The sequence below is a fragment of the Pseudoalteromonas sp. SCSIO 43201 genome, assembly GCF_023716725.1.
GTDB lineage: Bacteria > Pseudomonadota > Gammaproteobacteria > Enterobacterales > Alteromonadaceae > Pseudoalteromonas > Pseudoalteromonas peptidolytica.
The window spans coordinates 411,377-438,260 of the sequence record NZ_CP072684.1; the positions used below are offsets into that span (position 1 = coordinate 411,377).

Annotated in this window: 21 protein-coding genes; 14 read left to right on the forward strand and 7 right to left on the reverse strand. The window is 42.1% G+C overall.

The features are described from left to right. Positions 1-293: 293 nt before the first annotated feature. A complete protein-coding gene (locus J8Z24_RS18630) occupies positions 294-2,729 on the reverse strand; it encodes a TonB-dependent receptor (protein WP_176032077.1) in 2,436 nt (811 codons plus the stop codon). Between the two features lie 946 nt (positions 2,730-3,675). After that, positions 3,676-4,578, reverse strand: coding sequence for a sulfite exporter TauE/SafE family protein (locus tag J8Z24_RS18635; protein ID WP_176032076.1), 903 nt, complete (start codon positions 4,576-4,578; stop codon positions 3,676-3,678). 256 nt (positions 4,579-4,834) lie between these two features. Here J8Z24_RS18635 and J8Z24_RS18640 point away from each other — a divergent pair, with 256 nt between their 5' ends. From J8Z24_RS18640 to J8Z24_RS18655, 4 genes are all read left to right on the forward strand, one after another. Beyond that, positions 4,835-7,093, forward strand: a complete 2,259-nt coding sequence (locus J8Z24_RS18640; RefSeq protein WP_252095976.1) for an aminotransferase class V-fold PLP-dependent enzyme — start codon at positions 4,835-4,837, stop codon at positions 7,091-7,093. 353 nt (positions 7,094-7,446) lie between these two features. Beyond that, entirely contained in the window at positions 7,447-7,602 is a 156-nt protein-coding gene (locus tag J8Z24_RS18645; RefSeq protein WP_147390032.1) for a DUF2256 domain-containing protein, read from the forward strand. 130 nt (positions 7,603-7,732) lie between these two features. After that, a complete protein-coding gene (locus tag J8Z24_RS18650) occupies positions 7,733-9,895 on the forward strand; it encodes a TonB-dependent siderophore receptor (protein ID WP_176032074.1) in 2,163 nt (720 codons plus the stop codon). Positions 9,896-10,203: 308 nt separating this feature from the next. Next, positions 10,204-11,403 carry an alginate lyase family protein gene (locus tag J8Z24_RS18655; RefSeq protein ID WP_176032073.1) on the forward strand — a complete coding sequence of 400 codons (1,200 nt, stop codon included), beginning with the start codon at positions 10,204-10,206 and terminating at the stop codon, positions 11,401-11,403. Positions 11,404-11,556: 153 nt separating this feature from the next. Here the strand turns inward: J8Z24_RS18655 and J8Z24_RS18660 are convergent, their stop codons facing one another. The 3 genes from J8Z24_RS18660 to J8Z24_RS18670 all read right to left on the reverse strand — a co-directional run bounded on the left by J8Z24_RS18660 (position 11,557) and on the right by J8Z24_RS18670 (position 15,041). Then, complete coding sequence (locus tag J8Z24_RS18660; RefSeq protein WP_176032072.1) at positions 11,557-12,063, reverse strand: hypothetical protein; 507 nt, start codon at positions 12,061-12,063, stop codon at positions 11,557-11,559. A gap of 83 nt (positions 12,064-12,146) precedes the next feature. After that, positions 12,147-13,160 carry a low-specificity L-threonine aldolase gene (ltaE, locus tag J8Z24_RS18665; protein ID WP_147390036.1) on the reverse strand — a complete coding sequence of 338 codons (1,014 nt, stop codon included), beginning with the start codon at positions 13,158-13,160 and terminating at the stop codon, positions 12,147-12,149. Between the two features lie 132 nt (positions 13,161-13,292). Beyond that, on the reverse strand, positions 13,293-15,041 hold the full coding sequence (locus J8Z24_RS18670; RefSeq protein WP_176032071.1) for an alkaline phosphatase family protein: 1,749 nt from the start codon (positions 15,039-15,041) through the stop codon (positions 13,293-13,295). A 309-nt stretch (positions 15,042-15,350) separates the two neighbouring features. On the opposite strand from J8Z24_RS18670, the gene J8Z24_RS18675 reads away from it, so the two are divergent. The 4 genes from J8Z24_RS18675 to J8Z24_RS18690 all read left to right on the forward strand — a co-directional run bounded on the left by J8Z24_RS18675 (position 15,351) and on the right by J8Z24_RS18690 (position 17,679). Continuing rightward, complete coding sequence (locus J8Z24_RS18675; protein ID WP_176032070.1) at positions 15,351-15,824, forward strand: nuclear transport factor 2 family protein; 474 nt, start codon at positions 15,351-15,353, stop codon at positions 15,822-15,824. 72 nt (positions 15,825-15,896) lie between these two features. After that, positions 15,897-16,697: an AraC family transcriptional regulator gene (locus J8Z24_RS18680; RefSeq protein ID WP_128730098.1), complete on the forward strand. Its 801-nt coding sequence runs from the start codon at positions 15,897-15,899 to the stop codon at positions 16,695-16,697. Between the two features lie 2 nt (positions 16,698-16,699). Further along, positions 16,700-17,383, forward strand: a complete 684-nt coding sequence (locus tag J8Z24_RS18685; protein ID WP_252095977.1) for an AzlC family ABC transporter permease — start codon at positions 16,700-16,702, stop codon at positions 17,381-17,383. Continuing rightward, positions 17,380-17,679, forward strand: coding sequence for an AzlD domain-containing protein (locus tag J8Z24_RS18690; protein ID WP_125251664.1), 300 nt, complete (start codon positions 17,380-17,382; stop codon positions 17,677-17,679). The genes J8Z24_RS18685 and J8Z24_RS18690 overlap by 4 nt, the downstream gene beginning before the upstream one ends. Positions 17,680-17,708: 29 nt before the next feature. Here J8Z24_RS18690 and J8Z24_RS18695 read toward each other — a convergent pair whose 3' ends face one another. After that, positions 17,709-18,128 (reverse strand): DUF4920 domain-containing protein, encoded by a 420-nt coding sequence (locus tag J8Z24_RS18695; protein WP_252095978.1) that lies wholly within the window; start codon positions 18,126-18,128, stop codon positions 17,709-17,711. 156 nt (positions 18,129-18,284) lie between these two features. Beyond that, positions 18,285-18,959: a TorF family putative porin gene (locus J8Z24_RS18700; protein WP_252095979.1), complete on the reverse strand. Its 675-nt coding sequence runs from the start codon at positions 18,957-18,959 to the stop codon at positions 18,285-18,287. Positions 18,960-19,083: 124 nt separating this feature from the next. Between J8Z24_RS18700 and azu the strand changes: the two genes are divergently transcribed. The 6 genes from azu to J8Z24_RS18730 all read left to right on the forward strand — a co-directional run bounded on the left by azu (position 19,084) and on the right by J8Z24_RS18730 (position 26,763). Continuing rightward, the gene (azu, locus tag J8Z24_RS18705) at positions 19,084-19,539 is read left to right on the forward strand and encodes an azurin (RefSeq protein WP_128730102.1); all 456 of its coding nucleotides are present in this window, start codon (positions 19,084-19,086) and stop codon (positions 19,537-19,539) included. A gap of 473 nt (positions 19,540-20,012) precedes the next feature. Then, positions 20,013-20,348, forward strand: coding sequence for a hypothetical protein (locus J8Z24_RS18710; RefSeq protein WP_252095980.1), 336 nt, complete (start codon positions 20,013-20,015; stop codon positions 20,346-20,348). Then, positions 20,338-20,592 carry a hypothetical protein gene (locus tag J8Z24_RS18715; RefSeq protein ID WP_125251669.1) on the forward strand — a complete coding sequence of 85 codons (255 nt, stop codon included), beginning with the start codon at positions 20,338-20,340 and terminating at the stop codon, positions 20,590-20,592. The genes J8Z24_RS18710 and J8Z24_RS18715 overlap by 11 nt, the downstream gene beginning before the upstream one ends. A gap of 3 nt (positions 20,593-20,595) precedes the next feature. Beyond that, on the forward strand, positions 20,596-22,188 hold the full coding sequence (locus tag J8Z24_RS18720) for a PepSY-associated TM helix domain-containing protein (protein WP_252095981.1): 1,593 nt from the start codon (positions 20,596-20,598) through the stop codon (positions 22,186-22,188). Positions 22,189-22,506: 318 nt separating this feature from the next. Further along, the gene (gene katG / locus J8Z24_RS18725) at positions 22,507-24,693 is read left to right on the forward strand and encodes a catalase/peroxidase HPI (RefSeq protein WP_252095982.1); all 2,187 of its coding nucleotides are present in this window, start codon (positions 22,507-22,509) and stop codon (positions 24,691-24,693) included. A 159-nt stretch (positions 24,694-24,852) separates the two neighbouring features. Beyond that, complete coding sequence (locus J8Z24_RS18730; protein ID WP_125251672.1) at positions 24,853-26,763, forward strand: S9 family peptidase; 1,911 nt, start codon at positions 24,853-24,855, stop codon at positions 26,761-26,763. Positions 26,764-26,884 lie beyond the last annotated feature (121 nt).

The window sequence follows — 26,884 nt, forward strand, 5'->3', positions numbered from 1 at the left end:
TATACCAATTAGAGCCAGTTAACCTTCCAAGTATGTTTTTACAGCAGTTCAATTGGTATTTATATAAGACAGAGCCTTTGTCGCATGGTTATTCTATGTGAGCCAGGCGATAAAGACTTTGCGTTCCTGCAAAGTCACCTAAACCCACAGCCCTTCGGGTTCACCCAAGTGCGCTTTATTCATTGTTGCTCGACTTTTGCTTAGATTACTAGGCGGCAAGTCGAGCGACGCGAGCAGTTATTATGAACACCCGAAAAAAAGAGGAAGCATACTTCCTCTTTTTACCAGTAAGCTTAGAACTTGTAGTTAAAGCTCAATTTAGCATTTCGCTCGTTACCTGGCATGCCACCGAGGAACATAGCTTTGCTGTAGTAACGTTCATCCGTTAAGTTTTCTAGGTTTAGTTGAACATTAAAGTGTTCAGCATCAAACTTAACCGCAGCATCCCAACGAGTATAACCATCTATCGTTGCTGTTGGTAAACCAAATGAAACTGAGTTTATGGTTCTCTCACTTTCATAGTTAACACCAACACTATATTCGAAAGCACCGTTAAGTAACCCAACAGGTTGCGTATACTTTATCCAAGTACTCGCAAATTTTTTCGGGATCCCTTTCTTCTGGCCAGAACGCGTATCAGAGCGAATTTCAACCGCATCTTGATAAGTCGCGTTAACATTCACACTAATTCGTTCATTTAGTGCTAAATTCAAATCAAGCTCGACACCTTGTGACTCATCTTCATCATCGAAGAAATACCGAGGAACACTGACATTATAATCATCACCCGGTGTATCATTATACTCAGGATTCGCGTACATCAGGTTAGTACGTTTTGTTTCAAACCATACAAGTGAGCCAAGTAAGTCTTCATCAAACGCTGTAAAACGCATACCAATATCAAGTGTTTCAGACTCTGAGTCAGGTCTATTCTTACGGTTTGCATCTGCTTCGTCCTGAAGGCTGCCCAATACGCTGTACGCAGTACGACCTTTCGCCACATTTATAAATGTAGAAAGTTGCGGCATTACCTGGTAGTTGAGGCCAACATTGAATGTCATTCCAGCATCATCAGTATCTAACTCTTTACCTTCTTCAGGTGAGCGATCAGTACCTAAATGTTGATACTTCTGCTCAACTGAAGTATAGGCAAGACCCGCTCGAGCAGTTAGCGCAGAAGTAATATAAACCACTTCTTGTGCACTAATCCCGTATGCTGTAAGGGTTTTGTCATAGTTACTACGAAGCGATGGCGCGTAATCCTCAAAAGTACCTGTTGGCCAGTTTGGATTGCGAATATCTAAAATGTAAGGAACAGAGCCTTTGCCATCAGCGTCATAGGCAGACCAGCTTTGTAATCGCATATCACGATTTTCATAGTTGACACTCACTAAGTGCTCACCACTAATCGAGTCCATATCCCATGTTAATTGCAAATCAGCAAAATATTGCCACGTTTTCTCACTTGCAACCTGACGACGATACTCTTGTCGACGAGCGGAATACGGATACAGCTCACCATCAACAACTAAAGGTGCTCTTGGTGCTGCATTGATAATATCGTAGTACTCATCGTTATACTTGGCTCTGCGTTCCCAGTAAACATAGTTATAAGCACCTGTTTGACGTACAAAATCTGAATCATAGCTACGCCATAATACTTGTTGAGTCAGTTTTGAGTTGCGATTTAAATACCAGTCATGGCGTAATTTAACACGTAACTCTTCACCTTCATTTGGACGAGAGAGTGGTGAAATCAGATTGCCATCACCAAGGTCGAACGGCTTTAGGCCATCAGATGCTAAAATAGATGCTGCTAACTGAGCTCGCTGCTCATCAGTGAGTTGCTGACCAAGCCACTTTTCAGCATCGACTATATAATTGCTGTCATTGGGTAACTGATCAGCAGTTACTAGGCCTGGTGCACCATCGATACTATCCCAGTTAATAATACGAACTGGATCACCAATCGAGTCAACCTGCTGTGTATCATCAATAAAGGCTGTAGATAGTAATAAAGAATGATCACTGTTTGGATCAAACCTTAAACTCGCGTACACCTCATCACGACCAGACTCAAGATCTCTATACCCATCACTACGCTCGTGATTGGCAACTACGCGAAATGCTAACTTATCTGTAATTGCATCGGTAAAATCTACACCGATGCCATACGTATTCCACGCACCAACTTTACCGCTGATCTCAAGCGCTCGCTCAAACTGTGGTTTTTTCTCGACTAAGTTAACCACGCCTCCAGCAGCACCAATACCATACAAACCAGTTGCAGGGCCTTTCAACACTTCAATGCTTTCGATGTTAGTCAGTGAACGTGTTGGGTTGAAGCTATTACCCAAGTCTGCACCACCGTACATACCATCATAAGTATAGTTTACGCCCAAACCACGAACCGTTAGCGAGTCACCGATACCATAGTTATTACCGGCTTGTGATAAACCACTGACATTACGTAATGCTTCTTGAAGCGTAGCTGCACTTTGTGAATCCAATAGTTCTTTATCCACAACCACAACAGCTGCGGGAGTTTGCATTAGATCCATGTTTGATTTAGTCGCAGTACCTGACTGTAGAATTATTTTGTTATGTTTGCCATAAACACTAATTCGTTCAATGTCATCAGCAGCAAGTGCTGATGAACTGGCGCCTATAAGTGCCAACTTAACTGCAATACAAGATGCAGATAGCGCTGATGAGCGAGAGATTTGCATATTAGAACTCCAAACTACGCAATTGGGCCTGATACTATGTTGACTTAATACTTAAATAACTTCAGCGCGTGGTTCTGCCACCAATCAAGTTAAACTTTACCTGTTTAGAAAACTAAACAGAGATTTTTCAACTGGTTATCGATAAAGTTTCATCACCTAAAAAGAGGTTACGTATTAAGCAAATTAGTATTAGAGAAATAGAAAACTATTTCCATTTCATAAATTATTTATTCTGAGGGAGTGGAGTTTATCAAAACAATCGCAATGATAACAACTATCATTTACATTTTATATTTGTAATGTTTTTTGCAACAAATAGAATTGAGTAAACAAATAGATATCCATGTAATTAATCTGTATCTATTTCATAATAGAGATGGATCAAGTAAGTCACTCGTATGGTTTATTTGACCTGAGGTTTGGATAACAAATGTTCTAACTTATTGTTGCTAGAGCACAACTTGGTTTTTCCTTGTCTAGCCATAGAGTTTTAGGGGAAACATCAGAGTTTTAGGGGAAACATCGCTCACGCGTCCTGCTCTCGTTAAGGTACCTAAATCCTGTAGTAGGCAAAGCGAATTTACGCGCCAATCGCAGGCTATCGGGAGTGAATTCAACGCAATTAGCACTAAAACTGGTTGCCAGAAAGACATGAATAATCCGCAGTTCAGGGGATTTACATTCAAAGCCTTCACTTAAAATTGAAACACAGGATGAATTTGGCTCTCGTTTTCACCCTTCTTTGACAACCACAGTGTATGGTGAAAAGTTTAGGTATCACGTAATTGGCTTTTCCTCTCAAATTACATCAATATAAGTAACATGTTACGCAGGTATCGCCACTCATCGGCTGATGGCACGAAATCAGCCATCTGTGCTTTGCTCTCCCAAGTGTTTTTTGGTCGTCGCGCTTAGCTTGCTTACTAGTATTCTGGGAAAAAGTTATTTAATACCAATTACGTAACGTTGGATATAACTCATAGCAGGTAAAGCTCACTTCCAAAGCAATTAAGATAAGCAAAAAGCTCACCAAATGCCCAACCTTAACTTTAGAACATACATAAGCACCTAACGGCGCCCCGACTACGACAATCGGGATAGCTGCAAGCAAATAGCTGTTTATCTCTGCGGTAATAGTATTGAGATGCCAGGCATTGATACTGCTTCCTACAAGGGAGGTAAAAGTCATGACAACGACAGATGTTGCCGTCGCTTTTTTAACGTCGGCGTTATAAGCAATTACTAACAATGCAAAAAGAGCGATATCTGCACCTGAGCCAACAAGGCCACTGGCAACTCCACCGATGAAGGCCACTATCATAAACCTTACCATCTTTGGCTGAATAAATTCACTGCTTGGTTGATGGTGGGCTTTACGCCACCACCTAAGCACCAGAGTCAACGCAAAGCAGAGTAATAAAAAGCTAAAAATAGATTTCACAAGGAGCCGTGGCGCAAACGGCGCAATAAAAAACAAACTTAGCGTTACACCTATGCCTGCCATAGGTAAGGCCATGATGATCACGTTCTTATAGACTGGGATGCGACGGCAAAAAATAGTGATAGTCGCCGCGGTCATACCGAAGCTTTGGATAGCGAGAGAAAATACTTTGGCAGTTGCAGGGTCGATATTTAATAGTTTTGTCATCACAGGAAATGCCACAGCTCCACCACCCAGTGCTGTGCCACCCGCAACAAAAGAACCTATTGCCATGGTTAACGCGATGCTCGATTCGCTAACGATTTGCCCCAAGGCTTGATAAAAGCCCTGGATCCAAATGAGCGTGGCATATACTCCCAAGGTAAAAAACAGCGGCCACATTGTTGGTCTTGCTATTCGTTGAAGCATGATATTTCCGTCTATAAATAAGAGGTTAATTCCTTACCAAAAGGTGATTTTAAAAAATACCTATTAAGTGAACGCAATTAAACACGATGAAAACATATTTTTCAAATTAATTTTACATTAACCGTACTATATTTTGAAATGAAGAAACCCACCAACAATAGTTGAATCCCGCGCGTATCTGCCTTACTATAACTATAAATAATTACTTATTACTTTTTGTTATATGGGTAATTTGCTTATACCTTAAGGCACAGTCATGACACAAGAAACTCAGTTATCTCAAATCTACCTAGATGCTAATGCGACAACACCAGTGTTAGAACGAGCAGCAGATGCCGCATTGATGACCATGAAGACCATGTTTGGAAATCCAAGTAGTAGTCATATTACGGGATTACAAGCAAAGCAATTGATGGAGCAGACTCGCCAAAAAGCACGCACAGTGCTGGGTTCAGGTAACGGCCGCGTTATTTTTACCAGTGGCGCGACAGAAGGGATCCAAACAGGTATCTTGTCGGCTCTTTGCGCAGCAAAGAAGCAAATGAAGCCAAAGCAGCAATACACCTTACTGTATGGTGCAACGGAACATAAAGCGGTTCCAGAGTCATTAAAACATTGGAATAAAATACTTGAAATCAATGCTGAGGTTAAAGCCATTCCCGTCGATGGTCATGGTCGCCTAGACCAAGATTTCATTGCCAAAGAAGTGCCTAACGCTTTGATGATTTGTACCATGGCAGTCAATAACGAAACAGGTGTATATCAAGATCTCGCTGAGTTAGAGGCGGTGATAAGAACAAACCATGCTACTGTTTTTTGGATGGTTGACTGTGTTCAAGCATTAGGTAAACGTAAGTTAAATCTTGCCCAAACAACTATTGATTACGCACCTTTTAGTGGCCATAAACTTTACGCTCCTAAAGGTATTGGCTTTGTCTATATACGAGACAATGCACCACTTACCCCCTTTATTGCTGGTGGCGGTCAAGAAAGTGGACTTAGGTCTGGCACGGAAAATCTGCCTGGTTTAGCTGCACTTAACGTTATTTTTGATGAGCTATTAAAAGAGGGTAACAGCGAGTTTGTTGACGTAGAAACACTCCGCCAATATCGCAACCAATTGGCAAAAACACTAAAACAAGCATTTCCTACTATCGTGTTTAATAACCAATTCACAAATAGTGTACCGACCACATTAAACTTTGCGATACCAGGCTTTAGTTCAAAAGAAATTATGGACTTATTTGATGCCGCAAATATCCGAGTTAGCTCAGGCTCAGCCTGTAGCTCAAAGGTAACGCGAAGTTTTGTTCTCGATGCGATGGGACTGCCGGCATGGCAAAGTGAATCTGCTATTCGCATGTCTTTTGGTCCTGCTACCACTCAAGCAGAAATCGATGCTGCATGTGAACGTATTGGTCACTGTGCTCAAGCTTTGGGTCACAGTTGTTTAATGCAAGCCAGCAATGAGATAAGTAACAAAGAATCACTCGATGGTCTGGTACAATTTAAAATCGGTGGCGCTTGTTGTTGGTTGTTTGCCGATAAACAGTCAAAAGTCGCAATCATTATAGACCCGTTACCAGAGCTGGTTGAGCGCCTAAAAACCATTTTAGAATGCCAACAGCTTACCCTGCTTGCAGTTTTAGATACTCATGGCCATGCAGATCACGAATCAAGCAGAGTCGCCTTTTCGCTAGCAGCAACTGCGAGCGACCACCTTGGATGGCCACCTCAAACAGAGACAATTGAATATAATGGCCAACAACTCGCGAGTCTATCTTTTGGACGTTATCAGCTTGCTTTATTGCCCACCCCAGGACACACCGCCGACAGTGTTTCTTACATTCTATTGGAACAACTGCCAGCAAAACTGGTGATAAAGTATGTATTTTGCGGAGACTTAATTTTGATGGGAGCATTGGGTAGAACGAATTTTACCACCAGCTCCAATGACGCAATGTACAACAGTATCCAAGCGCTCGCCGAAGTAATCACTGAAGAGACCTTGTTATGCCCAAGCCATGATTATAATAATGAATTTACAACGACACTCAGCGCTGAAATGTCTAGAAATTCAATACTAAATCAAGTCATACAAGGTGAACTTTCAGCAACAGAGTTTGCCAAAGCAAAGAGACTTATTGATGCTGACATCAATGATGAGACGGGTACTGAAATCATGTGTGGTGCAGCAGTTTGCGGTAAAGACACATTTACCCTGCAAGAATATACGGCCACGGAGTTAGAAACACAGATAGCGAATAACCAAAACCTATTACTGATAGACATTCGTGAACCACATGAGTATGCACTTAACCACAACCGTGCGTTTGATCAAAATGTTCCACTTACACGTTTAACCGATTTTGTTGGTAAGCATAGCCATAACAAAGCACAGCCGCTGGTTTTAGTGTGTCGTAGTGGTAGTCGCTCCCAAGCCGCTGCACAAGCCCTAGCCCGCTTAGGCTTTAATAATATCGGGCACCTCAAAGGGGGTTATGCGCTCATCTAAACCATGTAGGTTGTAATAGTTTCCTTTCTGAAGCCCCTTTTTGCACAAGCAAAGGGGCTTTTTTCGATCGGGCCTGTGTTAGTTTACGTAATGATACCAATTAGCCTTGATACTTACTCAATTTGAAGGAGTAACTCTGACGCTAACTACGTTGAAAGTTTCTTATTTAGAACAACTAAATAGCAAGTTTTTTTGCCTTGCCTATAGGGATATCGGTACCTTGTTGGTAGCGGAGTTATCGATAAGATTTTCTCGCTTCAAAATAGACCACTTAATTAAGATAATTGGTATAAACCTGGAATTCGGATAATTAATGCCTTATCCAAACCTCAAATGAATATCGAAAACGCTAGATGGCACATAAAAAACCACATTTACCTCAGAAGATATGCCCAGTTTGCAACCGTCCTTTCTTATGGCGAAAGAAATGGAGACAGAACTGGGAAGAAGTGAAGTATTGCTCTAAACGCTGCGCAAGCAAGCGTACAAGCATTTCTAACTCACAATAGAAATGTCTAAGCGCATGATATTAATAGAAAGATAATTTATTGTAACATTTGCAAAATACGGAACAACACTATTGATAATCACTATCATCTACAATATCATTTGCAAAAATTAAGTTTATAGGGATTAATCATGCGCTCATTCAAACATAAATACCCGACGCTTTTCGCCAGCGTTGCTCTTGCCTTATCATGCTCAGTAACCGCTCAAGAGCAGAGTAAAACAACCCAAGAGGACATTGAAATCATTGAAGTTAGTCCAAGAGGACTGATTTCGTACGTTAGTGCTACGGCTTCAAAAACAGCGGTTCCAATTATCAAAACACCTGTTTCTGTCTCTGTTTTGACCGCACAACGTATCTCAGACTTAGGTGCTGAAACGTTACAGGACGCAATTGGGTATGTTGCTGGTGTTTATAACGGTCCTTATGGTGTTGACACACGTGGTGACTGGTCAAAAATTCGTGGCGTTGATCCCCTACTGTATGTAGATGGGTTACAAAAACTGTTCGGCAACTACAACAATACTCGAACAAACCCATACGCACTTGAAAGTGTCGAGATCCTAAAAGGCCCCTCTTCTGTTCTATATGGTCAGGGCTCTACCGGCGGAATTGTAAACGCAGTATCTAAGCTGCCAAATGCAGATACCGGCGGTGAAATTTGGGCACAAGTTGGTAACTATGAGCGCAAGCAACTAGCCATTGACTATAACACTACATTTGGTGAACAACAGGAATATCAAGCTCGCGCCGTAGCTATGTATCGTGACAGTGGCACACAGACGGATTACGTTGACGACAACACACTTATGCTGGCTCCAAGTTTTACCTGGCTTGCGTCAGATGAAACTAAAGTCACCGTGCTGGCCAACTTACAGCGTAATGAGTCAGGTTCGTCTACCCAATTCTTTCCACACGAAGGCACTATATTACCTGCAAAATACGGTCAAATTCCAAGTGAGCGCTTTGTCAGCGAACCAGGCTGGGATAAATATGATACTGAGCAACAAGCCATCACAGCGATTATCGAACACAGTTTTGATTTAGACACCCACATTAAATTTTCTGGCCGATATAGCGACAGTACCGCTGAATATCGCACCATTTACTCTTGGCCACCTAAATTTGAAGCGGATAAACGTACTGTAAATCGTATTGCTAGCCTCACAGATTCAAGCGCGCGTAGCTTAACCATGGATCTGCAGTTCCATAAATACTTAGAGCTAGATGCGTTAAAACTCACTATGGTATCAGGTGTAGATTATCAAAATGCTGATACCGACTCAGATCGTGGCCGTGGAGTTGCAGCACCGTTAGACTTGTATAACCCTGTTTATGGCTTAAGTACAGAGTTACCAACGGCGGTAGTAGATAACCCTGAAAACACTCTAAATAATAAACAGCTGGGCGCTTACGCTCAAGTCACGGCTGAAGTAAACAATTGGGTACTCAATGCAGCACTTCGCTATGATGATGTGTCAAATCAGCTACAAACTGAAGGCGCAAATAAAAATAGCCAAACTGCGACTACAGGGCGAATTGGTGTGTTATACCAGTTCGAGAATGGCTTAGCTCCATACGCAAGTTACTCGGAGTCATTCAAAGCTGTATTTGGTCAAAAAGCGCAAGGTGGTGCCTACAAGCCACTAGAAGGTGAGCAAGTTGAACTTGGCTTGAAATATCAACCAGCAGGCACTGAGCACTTAATTACAGCATCAATATTTGAAATAAAAGATAAAAACCAAGTTCGCAAAGTGTCTCCTGAATTTGAAGTGCAAGACGGTGAGATAGAGGTGAAAGGGTTTGAGTTAGAAGCTCAACTTGAGTGGCAGCACCTTGATGTATATGCTGCATACTCTTATTCTGATACCGAGCAAGATATCACACCACTTTCCAGCATGGAGCTATTTGCAGCACAAGACTTGAGAACACTTATCACTGATGATGCTCCGCTTTCAGCAACTCCTAAACACCTTGCATCTATTTGGGCAACGTATAGAGCAGACAACCTACTTCCAGGGCTTAAGTTTGGTGCAGGTGTTCGACATGTAGGTGAAACATATGATGGTAGTCGTACAATCGTCCTTAACGGCCAAACACTACATGAGCAATTAGTCACTGATAATTTCAACCTCATTGACATGATGATTGGCTATGATATTGACCAGTATCAGTTCAGTCTACAAATCGATAATGTGAGTGACAAAACGGTCATCACCAGTTGTTTGTATCGAGGCGACTGTTTCTATGGGCAACGTCGTACCGTTAGCGCCAACGTAAAATACAAGTTCTGATAAACCAAGTATCAGGATAAGGGTTACACCAATTGACTCGGTCAGTTGGTGTAACAACATAGCTCAGTGTTTTTACCTGCAACGAGACCCATCGTTATGTGTAAATCCACAATTATGTAACCCCACCACATACACCTAACCTTCATCTTTAGTCACTGGTTTCATGTGCCTTTGCGATGACGCCTACTCATTTTCTCCTTAAAGACAGTGGGTTCGCCTGTTAACTTTTAAAGTTTAGCTAGAAAATGTACCTGCAAAAGGGTTTTATGAGTTATCATGCACAAAAATAAGATTTATGAGAAAATATCGTGAAAGAAAACATAAAGATAATAACTAACCTATCAATATCTAAACTTATTTTTAATTACCGGAAAACTGTAAGAGATGTTGTAAAAAAAATTGAAGTTGAAGACACAACTAACCTCCATAGGTATTTTTCTCACCTTACATCAAAATATAAAACTACACTCAGTAACGCGGATAACACTGAGCTTCACCAGCTTGCTAACCAAGCGGTTAACCTTGGTGTAATCTCTATCACTAAAAAAGATGTCGATCCGCCAAGTGGGTGTACAAAAGATTATTTATCCTTCGCCCCTTATTACTACGTTAATGAAAACACAAACCCTTTAATAAAAAGTAAAGAAACGGTACAGCATAGAGATAGTAGATCAAACCCATTTTTGGCGAGTATATCTGATAAGCCAAAATTGGCGCAGGTATGTGCAAGACTACATCTCGTTGCTTTGTCTTATTGTGATGCTCCAGAGCAACAAAAGATTGAATATATCCAAGCGCAAATAAACACTTGGTTTATTGATGGTGAAACAGCCATGAATCCTCACATGGAGTTCGCACAAATTATGCCATGGACTGGTAATCAGTATGGGTTGGGGATCATTGACTCTCGCTGGCTGTTACTTGCGATCGAGGCTTGTGCACTACTTAACGATAAGTTGGACACCGATACCCTGCACGGCTTCAAATTATGGCTAAAAGCATTCGCAGCGTGGATCCTAAATTCCAAGAGTGGTCTTACTGAAGTTGCAAGAAAGAATAACCGCGGAAGTTGGGTTGATGTCCTATTATCTTATATTTTATTATTTTTGAATGAGGAAAGATGTGTAGCACTTATTTGCAATCATACTTTAAAAAATAGATTTGACGTTCAGTTTGATAATAATGGCGACCAACCATTAGAACTAACGAGGTATAACCCCGTAAGTTATTCTCTATATAACTACTACCCTATTAAATATATACTTTTAATAGATGAATTAATTAACAATCAAGGAAATAAAGAAAAAAAGTTAAAAATGAATAAAACTATTTCCAGGCTTGAGGCAGCAATCACATGTCATGAGCGTGGCTCTATAGAGCACATTGACTTAAAGCTAAGCAACAACTTAAACCTTTATTATCCTTATAGCTTCGCCCAAGTAAATACATTTCCAGCTGTGATGCCAATCACTTCACAGGTGAAGCTGAATAGCCTTAGTGTTGAATAACTAATATCTTCCTTGCTGCCAAACTTATCAATAACAGCGTGTAATTCACTTCCAATAGCCAAATATTGGAAGTGAATTACATTAAAAGGACATAAAAATATCTAGAGCAGGAATTATCCACCACTGAGCTTATATTGAATTAGAGCCATTACATTAGAATTGGTAACTTATCGCCACACTGCCATCCGCACGCTTTTTATTCGAATCACTACTTTCGCCGTAGCCTGCTATGAACTTCACATGCCAGCCCCTTTGGTTAATGCTTGAAAAGTAATAACTGTAACTTAAGCCGACACCGTTGGTGGTTTCATCATCAAACAAGTTAATAATTGGCTCAAAAATACCACAAACAATATCATCATCTTCTTCACAGGCCGGACCGACATCTCTCGCTCCAAGCGCGCCCGCAACAACACCTACAGCATGTTTATTATTCGCTGATACCGCACGCTCATAACCAAGCAATAAGCCATCATCAAGTCCAATGCGATAACTACCATACCATTTACTCTGACTTTGCGCTTGAGGAACCGACACCTCAAGTTGACCAAAAAACGGATACCCTGTTCCAACTGAAAACTCCACAGGGTTCGCTAAGCTACTTAAACTACAAAAAAGTGCAGTAACCCCAACGGTTGTATTGACTAAAAATGATGACATTGACTTATTCTCTTTGTGAAAACGCAGAAAATAGTGAGTCACGTTCCTAAAGTCAACACGATATTTGTGAAAATTTGTTCAAACTAAACCTGAGTAATGCGTGAAAGTTCAGTAATAAATGTATCGATATCCGCCTGCTCAATCCCCAAGTGGGTAACCAATCTACACCCCTGGTAGCCTGGAGTGATGTTTATCCCTTTTCTCTTTAACTGCTCAGCGATAGTGAATAAATCTATGTGAGGCTCAACTTCAACAAACACAATGTTTGTCTGTACTGTATGCTTACATGGCTTAAACCCCGGGACTCGTTCAAGTTTTTCAGCTAAATATTGTGCATTTTGATGATCTTCGTTGAGGCGCTCTACATGATGCTGTAACGCGTAAAGGCCAGCCGCTGCAAGCATACCTGCTTGACGCATTCCACCGCCCAGCATTTTTCTTAGTCGACGCGCTTTTTCGATAAATGCTTTATTACCCAATAATAAAGAGCCAATTGGCGCACCAAGTCCTTTGGAGAGACAAATCGTAAAAGAATCAAAATGCTTGACAATTTCTCTAATATCCACATTTTGTGCTACAGCGGCGTTATACACACGAGCACCATCTAAATGCAGCATTAATCCGTGTTCGTCACATAATGCTCTTGCCTTTGCTAGATACTCAAGGCTAAGTACCTTACCACCAATGGTATTTTCTAAACTGAGTAGCTTGGTATTAGCAAAGTGAAAATCGTTGGGCTTGATAGCTTGTTTGATCCGTTCTAGACAAATACTACCATCAGCCTCATTTTCTAGAGGTTGTGGTTGGATTGAGCCAAGCACTGCCGCACCACCCGCTTCAAACCTATAATTATGCGCCTGTTGGCCACATAAATATTCGTCACCTCTTTCACAATGACTCATTAACGCCAGAAGGTTTGCTTGCGTGCCAGAAGAGGTAAATAGCGCAGCTTCAAACCCATGACGCTCAGCCGCAAATTGCTCTAGGGTATTTACCGTCGGATCGTCGCCATAAACATCGTCACCAAGTGCTGCATCAAACATGCTTTGCTTCATCTCAGGCGTCGGTAGCGTAACTGTGTCAGATCTAAAGTCCATCAATCATATCCAAATAAAACGAGGGGTACTCAGCATAACCGAAAAGTGTCCACAACAGAAAAGCTGGACGAAAAAAAGGAGTGTCGGTTTGAACCTGCTCACTCCTTAAAAAGTCTATTATTTTTGTTACTACTATTGCAGCCCAGGCCAAGTGCCGTTATCAATTACTTTAGGATAACCTGGATCTACTTTATCTAATGTAATGCTGTATCTCAGATAACGACCGTCATCTAAAAAGAAGTAAGCACGTGTACTGTTCCACTTTAAAGCAGCGCTTATCTTGCTCGCATAGTCGCCCACCCCCGGCCAAGTGCTATCATTAATGGCCTTAGGGTAGCCACTATCAACACTGTCATCTCCTAAATCATAGCGTAAGTATCGACCATCATTTAGGAAAAAATATACTTTGTCAGACGTCCAGCGTAGTGTCGCCGTTATTTTGTTCGCATATTCAGCAAGCCCCGGCCACGAGCTGTTATCTATGGCTTTAGGATAACCCGTTCGTACCCTATCATTTTGTACGTCATAACTTAGGTACAGCCCCGTAGATAAAAAGTAATAGACCGTATTACGGTCTTTGTAGAAACTTGCCTGAATTTGCTCTGCATATTTTGCAAGCCCCGGCCAATTGCCGTCCGTCACCGCCACAGGATAACCATCATCAGTTTTATCTAACAAGGTGTCGTAACGCCAATAGCGTGCATCTTCAGAAAAAAAATAGCTTTTAGTGTTGTGCCATTGATGTGCTGCGGTCAAATTAAGCTCAGTCACACGATAGCCAACATAGACGCCCTGCTGCTCAAAGCTATAGTCATTGATACCAGAAGTTGGGGCTGAATCTTGCCACTGCGACACACCCGCGGGTAATGTCTCAAGCAATTGATTATTACGATAAACCCGAGTAGGCGCATGTGCATCATCAAGCCAGGTAAAAAGTTTATTGGCGTAATTTAGCTTACGGATCCCTACATCACCATACAGTGATGTACTCTCAAACCCCGCTTGGACACCCGTCTCTATTCCCATAAAGGATAAGATAGTCGGTACAATCGCAGTTTGTGCCGGGTAGCCATACAAACCAGAAAAGTCCGTATTAGCAGGGTTAACAGCCTTCGAACTAAATTCCTTATTCAGTCTCTTGTTAGAAGCTATGAAAATAGTTTTTTCTGGTTCTGTTTGCTCACCATGGTGACAACCAACAATCGGCGTGCGACCGTGATCTGTCGTGACCATCACTAACCAGTTTTCACCTTTTCGCTCTTTGGCTTCAACGGCATCAAGAAGCTTGCCTAATCTCTTATCTGCATCTTCGACCGCTTTATTGTACGCAGAGCCGAAGCATAAGGCATGCCCTACGGCATCTGGCTCATCTAAATGTAGAAAAACGAAGTCTGCAGAGTCATTATTTAATGTCGCCAACGCTTTGTTCAAATTATCATCATCACTGCCGCCTTCTGACCTTTGCTTCATTAAACCGAGATCGCGTCGAAAGAATTGGCTATGGATAGGCCCCCAAGTGCTAAAGCTCGCAATATGAGCGCTGGCGTCATGCTCTGCGATATAACGATAAAGGCTACGATAGGCGTTATTCGCCAAGCCAGAGTCATTACTTGGGACTTGATGTTTGTTCACCCAAACTCCCGTTAAAATCGTTGCCCAGCCTGGGCCACTTTTGGTTTTTTGCTGTGTTTGAGTTTTTGAGAGCCCGCCTGTATACGCTTTACTTAGAAATAAGCGGTCAAAATTTGGGGTATGATTGCTGCCAATTTTTTCGTATTGTAATCCATCGATCCCAATCAGCAATACTTTATTTTCAAGTGCATTTGCACAGGCGGTGAATGAAAGTGCAAGTAATGCACTGCGAAGCACGGGTAATTTCATTATCTTTCCTTTACTAAGATTATCTGGACTAGTCCAAAAAAGATAATAGGAGGCTAACGTTAAAGTCTATTTACAAAATAATTACATTGAAGTTTATTTACCCGACTTTTAGATCTGCGGCACTACCGCTGTGATCCTCCAACAGCTCAAGGCGCTATGAGTAACTATACTACTTTGCTCAAATATCGTCGGCACATGAAAAACACACAAGCGTAAGCGCTTTTGAAATAAACGGCAAAAATGGTGTTGCTTGACAAGAAACCAGCATTACCTGAAATTAACAATCATCATTCAACATGGATAATAAATATGAAAGTATTCGCTGCGCTTTTTGCCACACTTTTACTTACGACTGGCTGCATGTCTACACAACCTAAAAATACCCACCTTAAAAACTGTGAAAAGACACTACAAGAATACATAACGTATCGAGATGCTCAATCAGCGGCTGATTACCGCAGTGTTTTCACTGATAACGCTACATTTACCATACCCGCACTCAAGATTAGTCTAACAGGTGCAGATGACATCGTCCTGCGGCAACAGCAAGCCATAAGCAAGACAAAAAGTATGCACATGATGACTAGTGCCAATATTAAACATGTAAAATCTAATCTGTATGAGGCAAACAGTTACTTTGTGCTCCATCAACAGGCAATAGGACAGCCACATGCACCAACCACTATCTTCAACGGCACTTATGAAGATACATTAATAGTGCAAAATAGTCGGTGTCTGATAAAAAGCCGTCAGGTCAATATTATAAAAAAACAAGTCTGGTGAGCCAATTGTGCAATTTTGTACAAGACATATCGCGTTAAGGCGGATACCCTTCTTATCAATGGGGAGAGAAATATGCAACATGCAAAGTTTAGTTTTCATCGTGATCTCGGTGGCTTAGAAGTACTTCATAATATTGATAAAAAAGAGGATTTTGGCAGACATAGTCACAGTGGCTACACCCTAGCCTTTGTTGAGAGTGGGGCGCAGAAATTTTATCGCTCTGGTGGAGAGCACGTTGCTCAGCAACATAGCATTATTTTGATAAACGCAGAGCAAGTACATGACTGCCGAAAAGCTTCCGCAGGCCCTTCTTCATATCGCTCTTTGTACCCAACGCCCGAGCTTTTTAATCAACTTTTGGGAAGTGGCAGCGCCATGGCACCGTTTTTTCAAGATGCCGTAGTACATGATCCAACGCTTGCACAACTAATGAATACTACATTCAATGTATTAGAGTCTGAAAGTGGCTTATTAGCAAAACAATCTCAGCTGGTAGCCTTACTGTCTTATCTGAGCCAAAAGCAAGGTAATGTGAGGCTTGAAGGGAAACAAAAGTCGGTAAAAGCGCGCATCCGCACCGCCCAGCAGTTTTTATTGGACAATCTGTTTGAAGAGGTTTCACTCGATAAACTTGCCAGCCTTGTTGATATGAGTCCTTTTTACTTTATTCGAGTATTTAAGTCACAAACAGGCCTCACTCCACACGCATTTCAAATTCAGCATCGCCTCAATCACGCAAAGGCACTTATGCGCTGTGGTAAAAGTGTTGCACATGCAGCTTTGACTGTAGGATTTTACGATCAAAGCCACTTTAATCGTCATTTTAAAAAAAATATGGGGATCACGCCCAGTCAATACAGTAAGGCCTGTTAACCATGAAAGTTGCTGTATACAAGGGCTTTTGGGATATGCTACCGCTCAACCTAGCAGTGCTCCCATGGGGAATATTATGTGGCTCTCTGGCCGTACAAAATGGTTTTACGCCATTAGAAGCGCAGCTTATGTCTTTACTCGTTTTTGCCGGCTCTGCGCAGTTGGTGGCAATAGAGCTTATTGCGAAAGATACCGCTTTGATCACCTTGCTCATCACCACATTTATCATTAGTGCTCGACACTTGCTGTATGGTCTTGCTATTCGCAATAAGATGGTAGATAAGCCACTCAAATGGCGAAGTTCTATAGCATTTTTTCTAACCGATGAACTGTTTGCATTTTCTCACCACCATCGCGCATATCAGGGGAAACTCAGGCTGCTTTATGCTCTGGTTGCTGGCGGAAGCTTTTATGTCGCTTGGAACCTTTGGACACTCATTGGCATTATTGCAGGTCAGTTCTTACCAGATTTGACCAATTTGGGATTAGACTTTGCTATTGCAGCAATATTCATCGCGCTGGTTATACCAAGCATTACCACAGTGCCTATTTTATGCGCCTGTATCTGCTCTGCCATCAGTATTCTGATATTTAAGCTAGTCCACTTTGAGTTTGGGTTAATCGCATCAGCGTTACTTGGCATGACCGTTGGATATTTGCTACAAAGTTACAAGGAGCGCAGATGATAACAACGATTTTAGCAATGGCCTGCGTCACATTCGCGACACGGTATTTATTTCTCGCAAAGCAACTGCCCTTTACTATCGGACCTAAATTGCAGCGATTTTTAAGCTTTAGCGCCCCGTGTGTACTCACCGCAATTTGGGTACCCATTGTGTTTATTCAAGATGAACAACTCGCACTGAGCGTACATAATCCTTACCTAATCGCTGCAACCTTTGCTGTGATACTCGCATATCGGTTTAAAAACTTATATATCACCACGCTTGGTAGCCTGGTGCTCTTCTATCTACTGTATTAACACCCGTCCGATGTTTAGCCAATGGTGTGTTAAGAAATAGTCACTGCGGTGGGCTCAAATCCCAACTGCATTAATAAGCGGTGCTCAGCGCGTTGCTCTAGTTGCGGCTGCGCGGCTTGCTCAACGCGGGTAAAGCGCCCAGTAACATGGGCTTCACGCCCAATTGCAGCGGTAGGGAAAACCATATCACCTTGTTCCACCTGAATATTCACATCAAGGCCGTCGGCAACTTGTAACGTCATCCAGCAACCTAACTTTTTGCACACACTGGTCACGACACCTTTGAGCGTGATGACATCACTACAATATTCATTCAAATTGGGTAAGATATGCTGTACATCTATCAATTTTGACATGTCTGCTCCCCCCGCAAATTCTAGAGGGCTAGAAAAACTAAAACGGGAGAAAATCGCAAGAGACAGTGCTGTTAATTTTATCGAATCCTTCATATTTCAGCTCCACAGCGTATATGTTGTTCTTATACACGTCACTTGTCAGGCATCATAAAAAAGCCCCCTAGTGACGTTAATTGTACTACTATATAAAAGTACAATTTGCAGCTAAAATCAATACAAAAGTTAATAAAACTTGAATTAAAGGTTAAATTACCAATCGATCACTGTTGAAATTGATAGTAAAAATGTAGAGTCGGCGTAGCTGTCAATATCATTGCTTTCGTATCCTAATGACATGCTCCAGCTGTGTATCGCGTATGTTCCAGTTAAATGCCAATGTGTGTAGTCATCATCCTCAGATTCCCATTCAAACTTATCACTGTCAAAGCTCATAGAATGGTCAACTCCTAGTGTGATAGACCAGTTATCGTCAAGTACTAGAGTGTGAGTTAACATTACAATACCGTGCCCTGCACCGGTACCAAAGTAATCCCACGCATACCAAAAATCCAAGCTGGTATGGCCATAACCAAGCTTGGCGTAAGCTTCAGCATAATTGTATTCTGAACTCACGTCATCGCCATGGTAGGTATATTGAGAAACACCAATATCTAATGTTACGTTGTTAACTAGTGTAAATTTATATCCTCCATAAATATCTCCTTCAAAGTCAGTGCCATCACCAAAATCGACCTTTGAAACCCAGCCCCCTGCGTACCACCCAGTATCGCCGAGCCAATCTAAACTGAGCTGTATTACTTCGTCTTCTTTACTTTGACTTACCCCATTGAACAAGTAATCCGAAGCCAATGTAATGGTTGAAGAGGTATCAGCATTTGCAAGTAGTGGACTGAGTAAAAGTGGTACAAGCCAATATTTATTCATGATCGATTCCATTGCTAAGTTCCGTATTAGCATCAAGCATAGAACAGTTTTTTTGATCTTGATCCATTTACAAACAATAACGTACATTTGATAATAAAAATGATTTTTATTTAGGAGTTAAATTATGAAACACCTTTTTTCTGTACTTTTGATTTCTCTTGCGGCGGGAACATTATCAAAAGCGGCCTCAGCCAATGAATGCGCACTGACTATTGAAGCAAATGACATGATGCAATTTTCAGCAAAGGCGCTTAGCGCTCCAAGCAGCTGTAAAGAAGTGTCTCTCACGTTAAAACACACAGGAAAGTTACCAGCAACAACCATGGGGCATAATTGGGTGTTGAGTAAGGCAGCAGATGTGCAAGCAGTCGCCACAGACGGCATGACCGCAGGTGCAAGCAATAGTTATGTTAAACCGGGTGATGATCGCGTATATGCGGTCAGTAAAGTCATTGGTGGTGGCGAACAAACTACAGTCACTTTTTCGACTGAACGCTTAAAAAAGGGTGAAGACTATCGGTTCTTTTGCTCATTCCCTGGCCACTTTGCCATCATGCAAGGTAGCTTCTCACTTATCTAATACCAATTTGACTTAATACTTGCTCAATTTGAAGGAATAAATCTGACGCTAACAACGTTAAAAATTTCTCATTTAGAACAACTAAATAGCAAAATTTTTGCCTTGCCTATATGGATGTAGGTACCTTAGCGATAGCAGGACGCGTTAGCGGAGTTATCGACAAGATTTTCTCGCCTCAAAATAGACCACTTAATTAAGCAAATTGGTATAAAAGCTAATTCACAATCAAAAGCCGTGCTTTCTTGTCATTAGCCGCACGGCTTTACTCGGCAAATACACCACTAAGCCTTCTTGACTACTATTGGAACAAGCTGCTAGAACTTATGGTGTAGATGGGAGTTACCCCCCTCACCAACATGAAGCTATAGAGTTTGTAAAGGGCGAATAGTTAATCTCGCATCTCGCAAATAACAATTATCACTCTCCCTCTTGCAGTGCCTACCCATAATGATTACAATCAATTGCAAACAATAATGATTATCAGCATCATGAGCTTTTTCTCAATTATACCAATTTGGTTTGCAACAACCTTACTCTACTTCGCGAGTCCAAAACAGCGCTACTTGGCAACTTCGCTAAAGCGCTCACCAAGCTATGCTATCGCAGCCTTACTGATTTTTTCTGGTTTTTATATTTTAACGCTACAATTTCCCATCGTTTCAGCAATGCTTGCTGTCGTCGTTGTGCTGATGTCGTCGTTAGTGTCGGTCACTTTGCTTAGTGCTTATCCAAAAAGACGCTTTTATCTGGCCGCCACAATGGTTTGTGCTTTTTCATTGTTATTGGGAGGCATAGCATATGTGGCCTAAAACTTTACTTGGATTTTTTCTCGGGCTGCTACTGTCTATCTCTTTAGTTTTAAACTTGAATTTACTTTTGCCGTTTTCTGAAGCCGCTAAGCTTATGCTAGGCCTTATTCTTGCTTTTCCTATTTGGGCTGGCGTGATGACATGGAGCTATGCTTTTACCACCGCAGGGGCTGCAAGTAAGCGTTTATTTACTATTTTGATCCCTTCGATACTCCTCAACTCTGCACTACTGTTAATGAGATAAAACATGAAAAATCAAACGCTAAAATCGTTGACTGAGGCGCACGCTTGGATAGGACTGATTATTTCAACAGTACTGTTTATCGTATTTATTACCGGTTCTCTTAGCCTCTTTAGAGACAATATAAACGGGTGGGAGCGAGCTCAACTGGCAGTAAAATCAGCCTCCGCAGAAGAGTCTATTTCTTATGATAAAGCTATTTCAAGCTTGCAACAGCAATATAATATCGATACGCATCATAGCTTTTTCATGCGTGAGCCAAGTGAACATAACCCATTTATTGAAGTTTATTTTGCTACCCATTTGGATGAGCCACACCCAGTAACAGGTGAAGACCACCAAGATCGCCACCTACTTCTCTCGCCAAGCTCTGGAGCCGTACTTGCAGACGCCGATACATTTGAGTTTGCCACATTTTTATATCAGCTCCACTATGATTTAGGGCTTGGTCGGATAGGTCTGTACTTTGTTGGCGTGATCACTTTATGCTTCTTTGTTGCTATCTTAAGCGGCCTTGTTATCCATTGGCGTAAAATTGCTAAAAACTTTTTTCAATATCGAACTGAAGGCAAGAAAGACAAGTGGCTTGATGCACACAACTTGATTGGCACCATGGGGTTGCCATTTCATATAATGTACGCATTTACCGGTCTGGTATTTAATTTAGTGATTATCTATCAGATCTCCTATGCGGTGTTGCTATATGGAGGCAACCAAACAGCACTGCTGCAAGCGGCTGGGTTCAACGAGCCAACCGTCGAGGCCGTCGAGCAATCAGCTACGATGACAGGCATTGATGCGCTGCGTGAAAAAGCACTCAACACCTTTGGAGATGTGACAATCACCTCCGTTGAAATCACCCATTTTGGTGATAAAAATGCGGTAGTTAGTATTAGTGCAAAGAGCAATGACGCCTTCTCTAACTACAACGAAGTGCAATATAAACTTGCTGACCAATCACAAATTTACCTCACAGAAAACAATTACGACAATGCCGTTCGTGCTGGGCTATCAACGATAGCAAGTCTACATTTTGGTGATTTTGCAGGCTATGGCATGCGTTTAGCTTTCTTATGCCTTGGCCTTGCCACCGCTTATTTAATCGTCAGTGGGAATCTGATATGGATAGACAAACGAGCCAAACAGCGCAAGCAAAGTCCAAGGAGTTTACTTTTTGTTAAGCGCTTAACCAGTGGCGCTTTTATTGGCGTGTTATTAGCCATAAGCGTTGGATTTGCACTTACTACAGCACTCCCAGTAAGTCATATTGATAAATTGGAAACCGTGAAGTTTTCTATGTTTTCAGCATTTATATTTGCATTGCTCAGCAGTCAATTCGCTAAGCAGGTGCTGTCATATAGCAAAGTATTGCTCGGTCTTAGCTGCATTACATTTTGCATCACAGCAATAATCAATCTGGTCTCATTGATAACACAATTTGATGCGCTTCCCCCCACAACACGTTTTGATTTTGCTGTAGTCATCGCACTTTTAACATTAATGACCTTAATTTGTTGGAAAACAATCTCACGGATAAATACCACAGCTACAAACACACAAACGACACCTAATACCCACTCTCAGCAAGTGATAAACTAGGGTCTGTTGACCTTTACTGTTGGTAACACACCTTCACCCATGCTTTTGCAATTATTGCAAAAGCATGGAGATACCCAACCCCCTCTAGATACTGGTAAAAGCCTCCAAGCGGAACTACCTTTATGCTGTATACCAATCCAAGAAATACCAATTACTCTTGATACTTGCGCAATTGGAAGGAGTAACTTGGTATACCGCTTGCCGTAGGTTTGGGGCATACAGTTAGTACAGTTTTGCTTGATTTTAAAACAGTGAGTGCCCACACCCTGTCGCTAAGATTGGTGTTTAATCTTCGTCACCGATAACCAAGGATTTATAATGAGTAAGCAACAAAGTACCCCATCAGTTTGTCCGTTTGCACATGGCGCAAACACTTCCTCTGCACAAACCCAACACCAGTGGTGGCCAAACAGCCTTAATCTAGATATTTTACATCAACATGACACCAAAACAGACCCAATGGATGACGGGTTTAACTACAAGACCGCGTTTAATAGTTTGGATTATCAAGCATTAAAGCAAGATCTCACTAGCTTGATGACTGACTCACAGCCTTGGTGGCCCGCTGATTGGGGACATTACGGTGGGTTAATGATAAGAATGGCATGGCATGCCGCTGGAAGCTATCGTGTAGCCGATGGTCGAGGAGGTGCAAATACAGGTAATCAACGTTTTGCGCCACTAAACAGCTGGCCAGATAACGGCAATCTAGACAAAGCACGACGTTTGCTTTGGCCTATTAAAAAGAAATATGGCAACCAAATTTCATGGGCGGACTTAATCATATTAGCAGGCAACGTGGCATATGAATCAATGGGTTTCAAAACCTTCGGTTTTGCCGGTGGTCGAGAAGATATCTGGCATCCAGAAAAGGATACCTACTGGGGCAGCGAAAAAGAGTGGCTGGCTCCTTCCAATAATTCAAACAGTCGCTATAGCGGTGAACGCGATTTAGAAAATCCGCTTGCCGCTGTGATGATGGGTCTTATCTACGTTAATCCTGAGGGCGTAGACGGTAACCCAGACCCACTTAAAACTGCTGAAGATATGCGAGTCACCTTTGCTAGAATGGCGATGAACGATGAAGAAACGGTCGCACTTACCGCAGGTGGTCATACAGTAGGCAAAGCACACGGAAATGGCAATGCTGATGAGTTAGGCCCAGCTCCAGAAGGAGCAGTTCTGCATGAGCAAGGGTTCGGTTGGATGAACCATACATCAAGAGGGATCGGGGCAAACACAGTCACCAGTGGCATTGAAGGTGCTTGGACAACCAACCCAACACAATGGGATAATGGCTACTTTTACTTGCTATTTAGCTACGAATGGGAGCAAACTAAAAGTCCAGCGGGCGCGTGGCAATGGCAACCTATCAACATTAAAGAAGAGGATAAGCCAATCGACGCTGAAGACGCATCCAAACGCTGCATGCCAATGATGACAGATGCCGATATGGCGTTGAAAATGGACCCTGCTTATCGAAAAATTGCTGAAAAGTTTTATGCCGAACCTGACTATTTTAACGATGTTTTTGCCAGAGCTTGGTTCAAACTTACTCACCGTGACCTTGGCCCTAAAAGCCGCTACCTCGGACCGGAAGTCCCTAACGAAGAACTACTTTGGCAAGACCCAGTCCCTAGCGTTAACTACACCCTAAATGACAATGAAATTAGTACGCTCAAGCAACAAATTCTAGCTACCGATGTCACTATTTCAGAATTGGTAGCCACCGCGTGGGACAGCGCCAGAACATTTAGACACTCCGACTTTAGAGGTGGTGCAAATGGAGCAAGGATCCGCCTTGCCCCACAAAAGAGTTGGCTCGCCAATGAACCGGAACGCCTAGCGAAGGTCCTCACAGCATTAGAAACCGTGCAAAGTAACTTTACGCCGACCATAAGCATGGCTGATTTGATTGTGTTAGGAGGCTCCGCAGCTATTGAGCAAGCCGCGAAAAATGCTGGTGTATCAATTCAGGTACCCTTTGCTGCGGGGCGAGGTGATGCCACAGACGAGCAAACTGACATCGAGTCATTTGACGTATTAGAGCCTGTCCATGATGGTTTTCGCAATTGGCAAAAACAACATTACAGCGTAAAACCAGAAGAAATGCTGCTTGATAAAGCCCAGCTAATGGGGTTGACAGCCAAAGAAATGACCGTACTTATTGGTGGTATGCGTATGCTCGGCACCAATCATGGGCAAACAACCCATGGCGTATTCACCGATAATGTTGGTAGCTTAAGTAATGACTTTTTTGTTAACGTAACCGACATGTCATATATCTGGCAGCCTATTGAAGAAAACCTCTATGAGATCAAAACACGTGATACGGGCACAGTAAAATGGACAGCCACTCGCGTTGATCTCGTCTTTGGCTCTAACTCTATCTTGCGTGCTTACGCCGAAGTGTACGCACAAGATGATAGTAAAGAGAAGTTTGTTCGTGACTTTGTTGAGGCGTGGACCAAAGTGATGAATGCAGACCGGTTTGACCTTAAATAATTACTCCCCCTAAACTTGGTATGTGATTGACCCTTTGACTGGAAAGCCAATCACATACCAATCCTACATTGGTTTACATAAATCCCCTGTGAGATGCTTGCCATTGATTTCTATCGTTATATGCTAGAAATCAATAACAATAACGAAAGTAGGGAAATTATGTTTAAAAAATCACTCCTAGCATGTGCGTTGCTCGCGTCACTCACAGCATGCAATCAAACCAGTCAACAAGTTAATCCACCGCAAACTACTCAAGCTATCTCTGACTTTAAAACGTATTCGGCAGAAACATTTTTTGACACCACAGATATTCAAGGTAACGCGTTTCGCCCTGATGCAAAGAAAATCTTGGTGGCCTCAGATGAGTCAGGCATATTTAACCTCTATGAAGTTGATGTTAAAACAGGCAAAAGAACACAAATAACCGATGCCGCAGACTCAACCTATCCAGTTGGATACTTTCCCAACGATCCCCGTATCTTATTCACCCGAGACGGCGGCGGTAATGAACGATTTCATCTCTTTGTCCGTGACGAAAATGGCAATGTAAAAGACCTCACACCGGGAGAAAAGGTCAGAGCAGGTTTTGTCGGCTTCTCTGAGGATAACAAGGCATTTTTTGTGTTAAGTAATAAGCGCGATGAACGCTTTATGGATCTATATCGCTTTGATGCCAGCACTTACGAAAGTGAACTTATCTATAAAAATGACAAAAACTTAAATGTCCAAAAAATGAGTGAGACAGACCGCTACCTTGCACTTGTCAATGCCCAAGGTAATAAAGACAGCGACCTATTCTTACTCGATTTACATAACCCAGATGCCCCACTCGTTGAGATCTCAAACGTGGAGCACGAGGCAAACTTTTTCGCTTCAGCATTTTCTAAGGACGACAAGTATTTATACTACAGCACTGATGCCCATGGTGAGTTCTCTCAAAGTTGGCGTTATGAAATCGCGACAGGTAAACACACACCCTACATCGTAAAAAATTGGGACGTACGATTTTTGTATTTCTCCGATTCCAACCGCTACCGCGTAGTGGGTGTAAACGAAGACTCCAGTATTAAAGTGACGATCACCGACCTGAAAACAGGCAAGGATATCAATTTACCCAAGCTCCCAGCTGGTAGCATAAACAGTGTTAACTTCTCTGATGACGAAAAGCTGATGACTTTTTATTTAAATTCAGATACGTCGCCAAATAACTTGTACGTATGGCAGGTTGGAAGTGACAAAGTTAAACAACTCACCTCGACGTTAAGTGAAAAAATCAATACTGACCACCTGGTCGAAAGCACTATCGCTCGCTTTAACAGTTTTGATGGTTTGGAGATCCCTGGAGTACTTTATAAACCAAAACTCGCAAGCTCAACAAATAAGGTACCGGCACTTGTATTCGTTCATGGCGGTCCTGGAGGCCAGAGCATGACAGGTTACAGTGCACTTACTCAGCACTTAGTTAACCAAGGATATGCCATTTTTGCCGTAAACAACCGAGGTAGCTCTGGCTACGGTAAAACCTTCTTCCACTTAGATGACAAGCGTCATGGCGAAGATGATTTACAAGATATCGTTTGGAGTAAAAAATACCTACAACAACTGGACTGGGTCGATGCTGACCGCATCGGCATCATGGGTGGAAGCTATGGTGGCTATATGACAGCTGCGGCATTGGCATTCGAGCCGGAAGAGTTTAAGCTTGGGATCAATATCTTTGGTGTAACTAACTGGGTCAGAACTCTTGAGTCTATTCCTGCTTGGTGGGAGGCATATCGCAAGTCACTGTATGATGAGCTAGGCGATCCAGCTACCGATAAGGAACGTTTGCATCGTATATCACCGCTTTTCCATGCTAAAAATATCACTAAACCACTGATGGTGGTACAAGGTGCAAACGACCCCCGAGTACTGCAAGTTGAAAGCGATGAATTAGTAGAAGCAGTTCGCTCAAACAATGTACCGGTCAAATACGTCTTGTTTGAAGATGAAGGACACGGATTCTCGAAAAAGGAAAATCGTATTGAGGCCTCTCAAGCCTATCTCGACTTTCTTAAAAAACATCTTTAATTAATAAGCCTTTGGATCTGAGCATATCGCTTTAAGTTATCTCGCTCAGATCCACTTTGGTCATATCTATTTGCGTTATTAACCTAATTCAGTCTCCTATATGAAGACAAAAGAAGCTTAT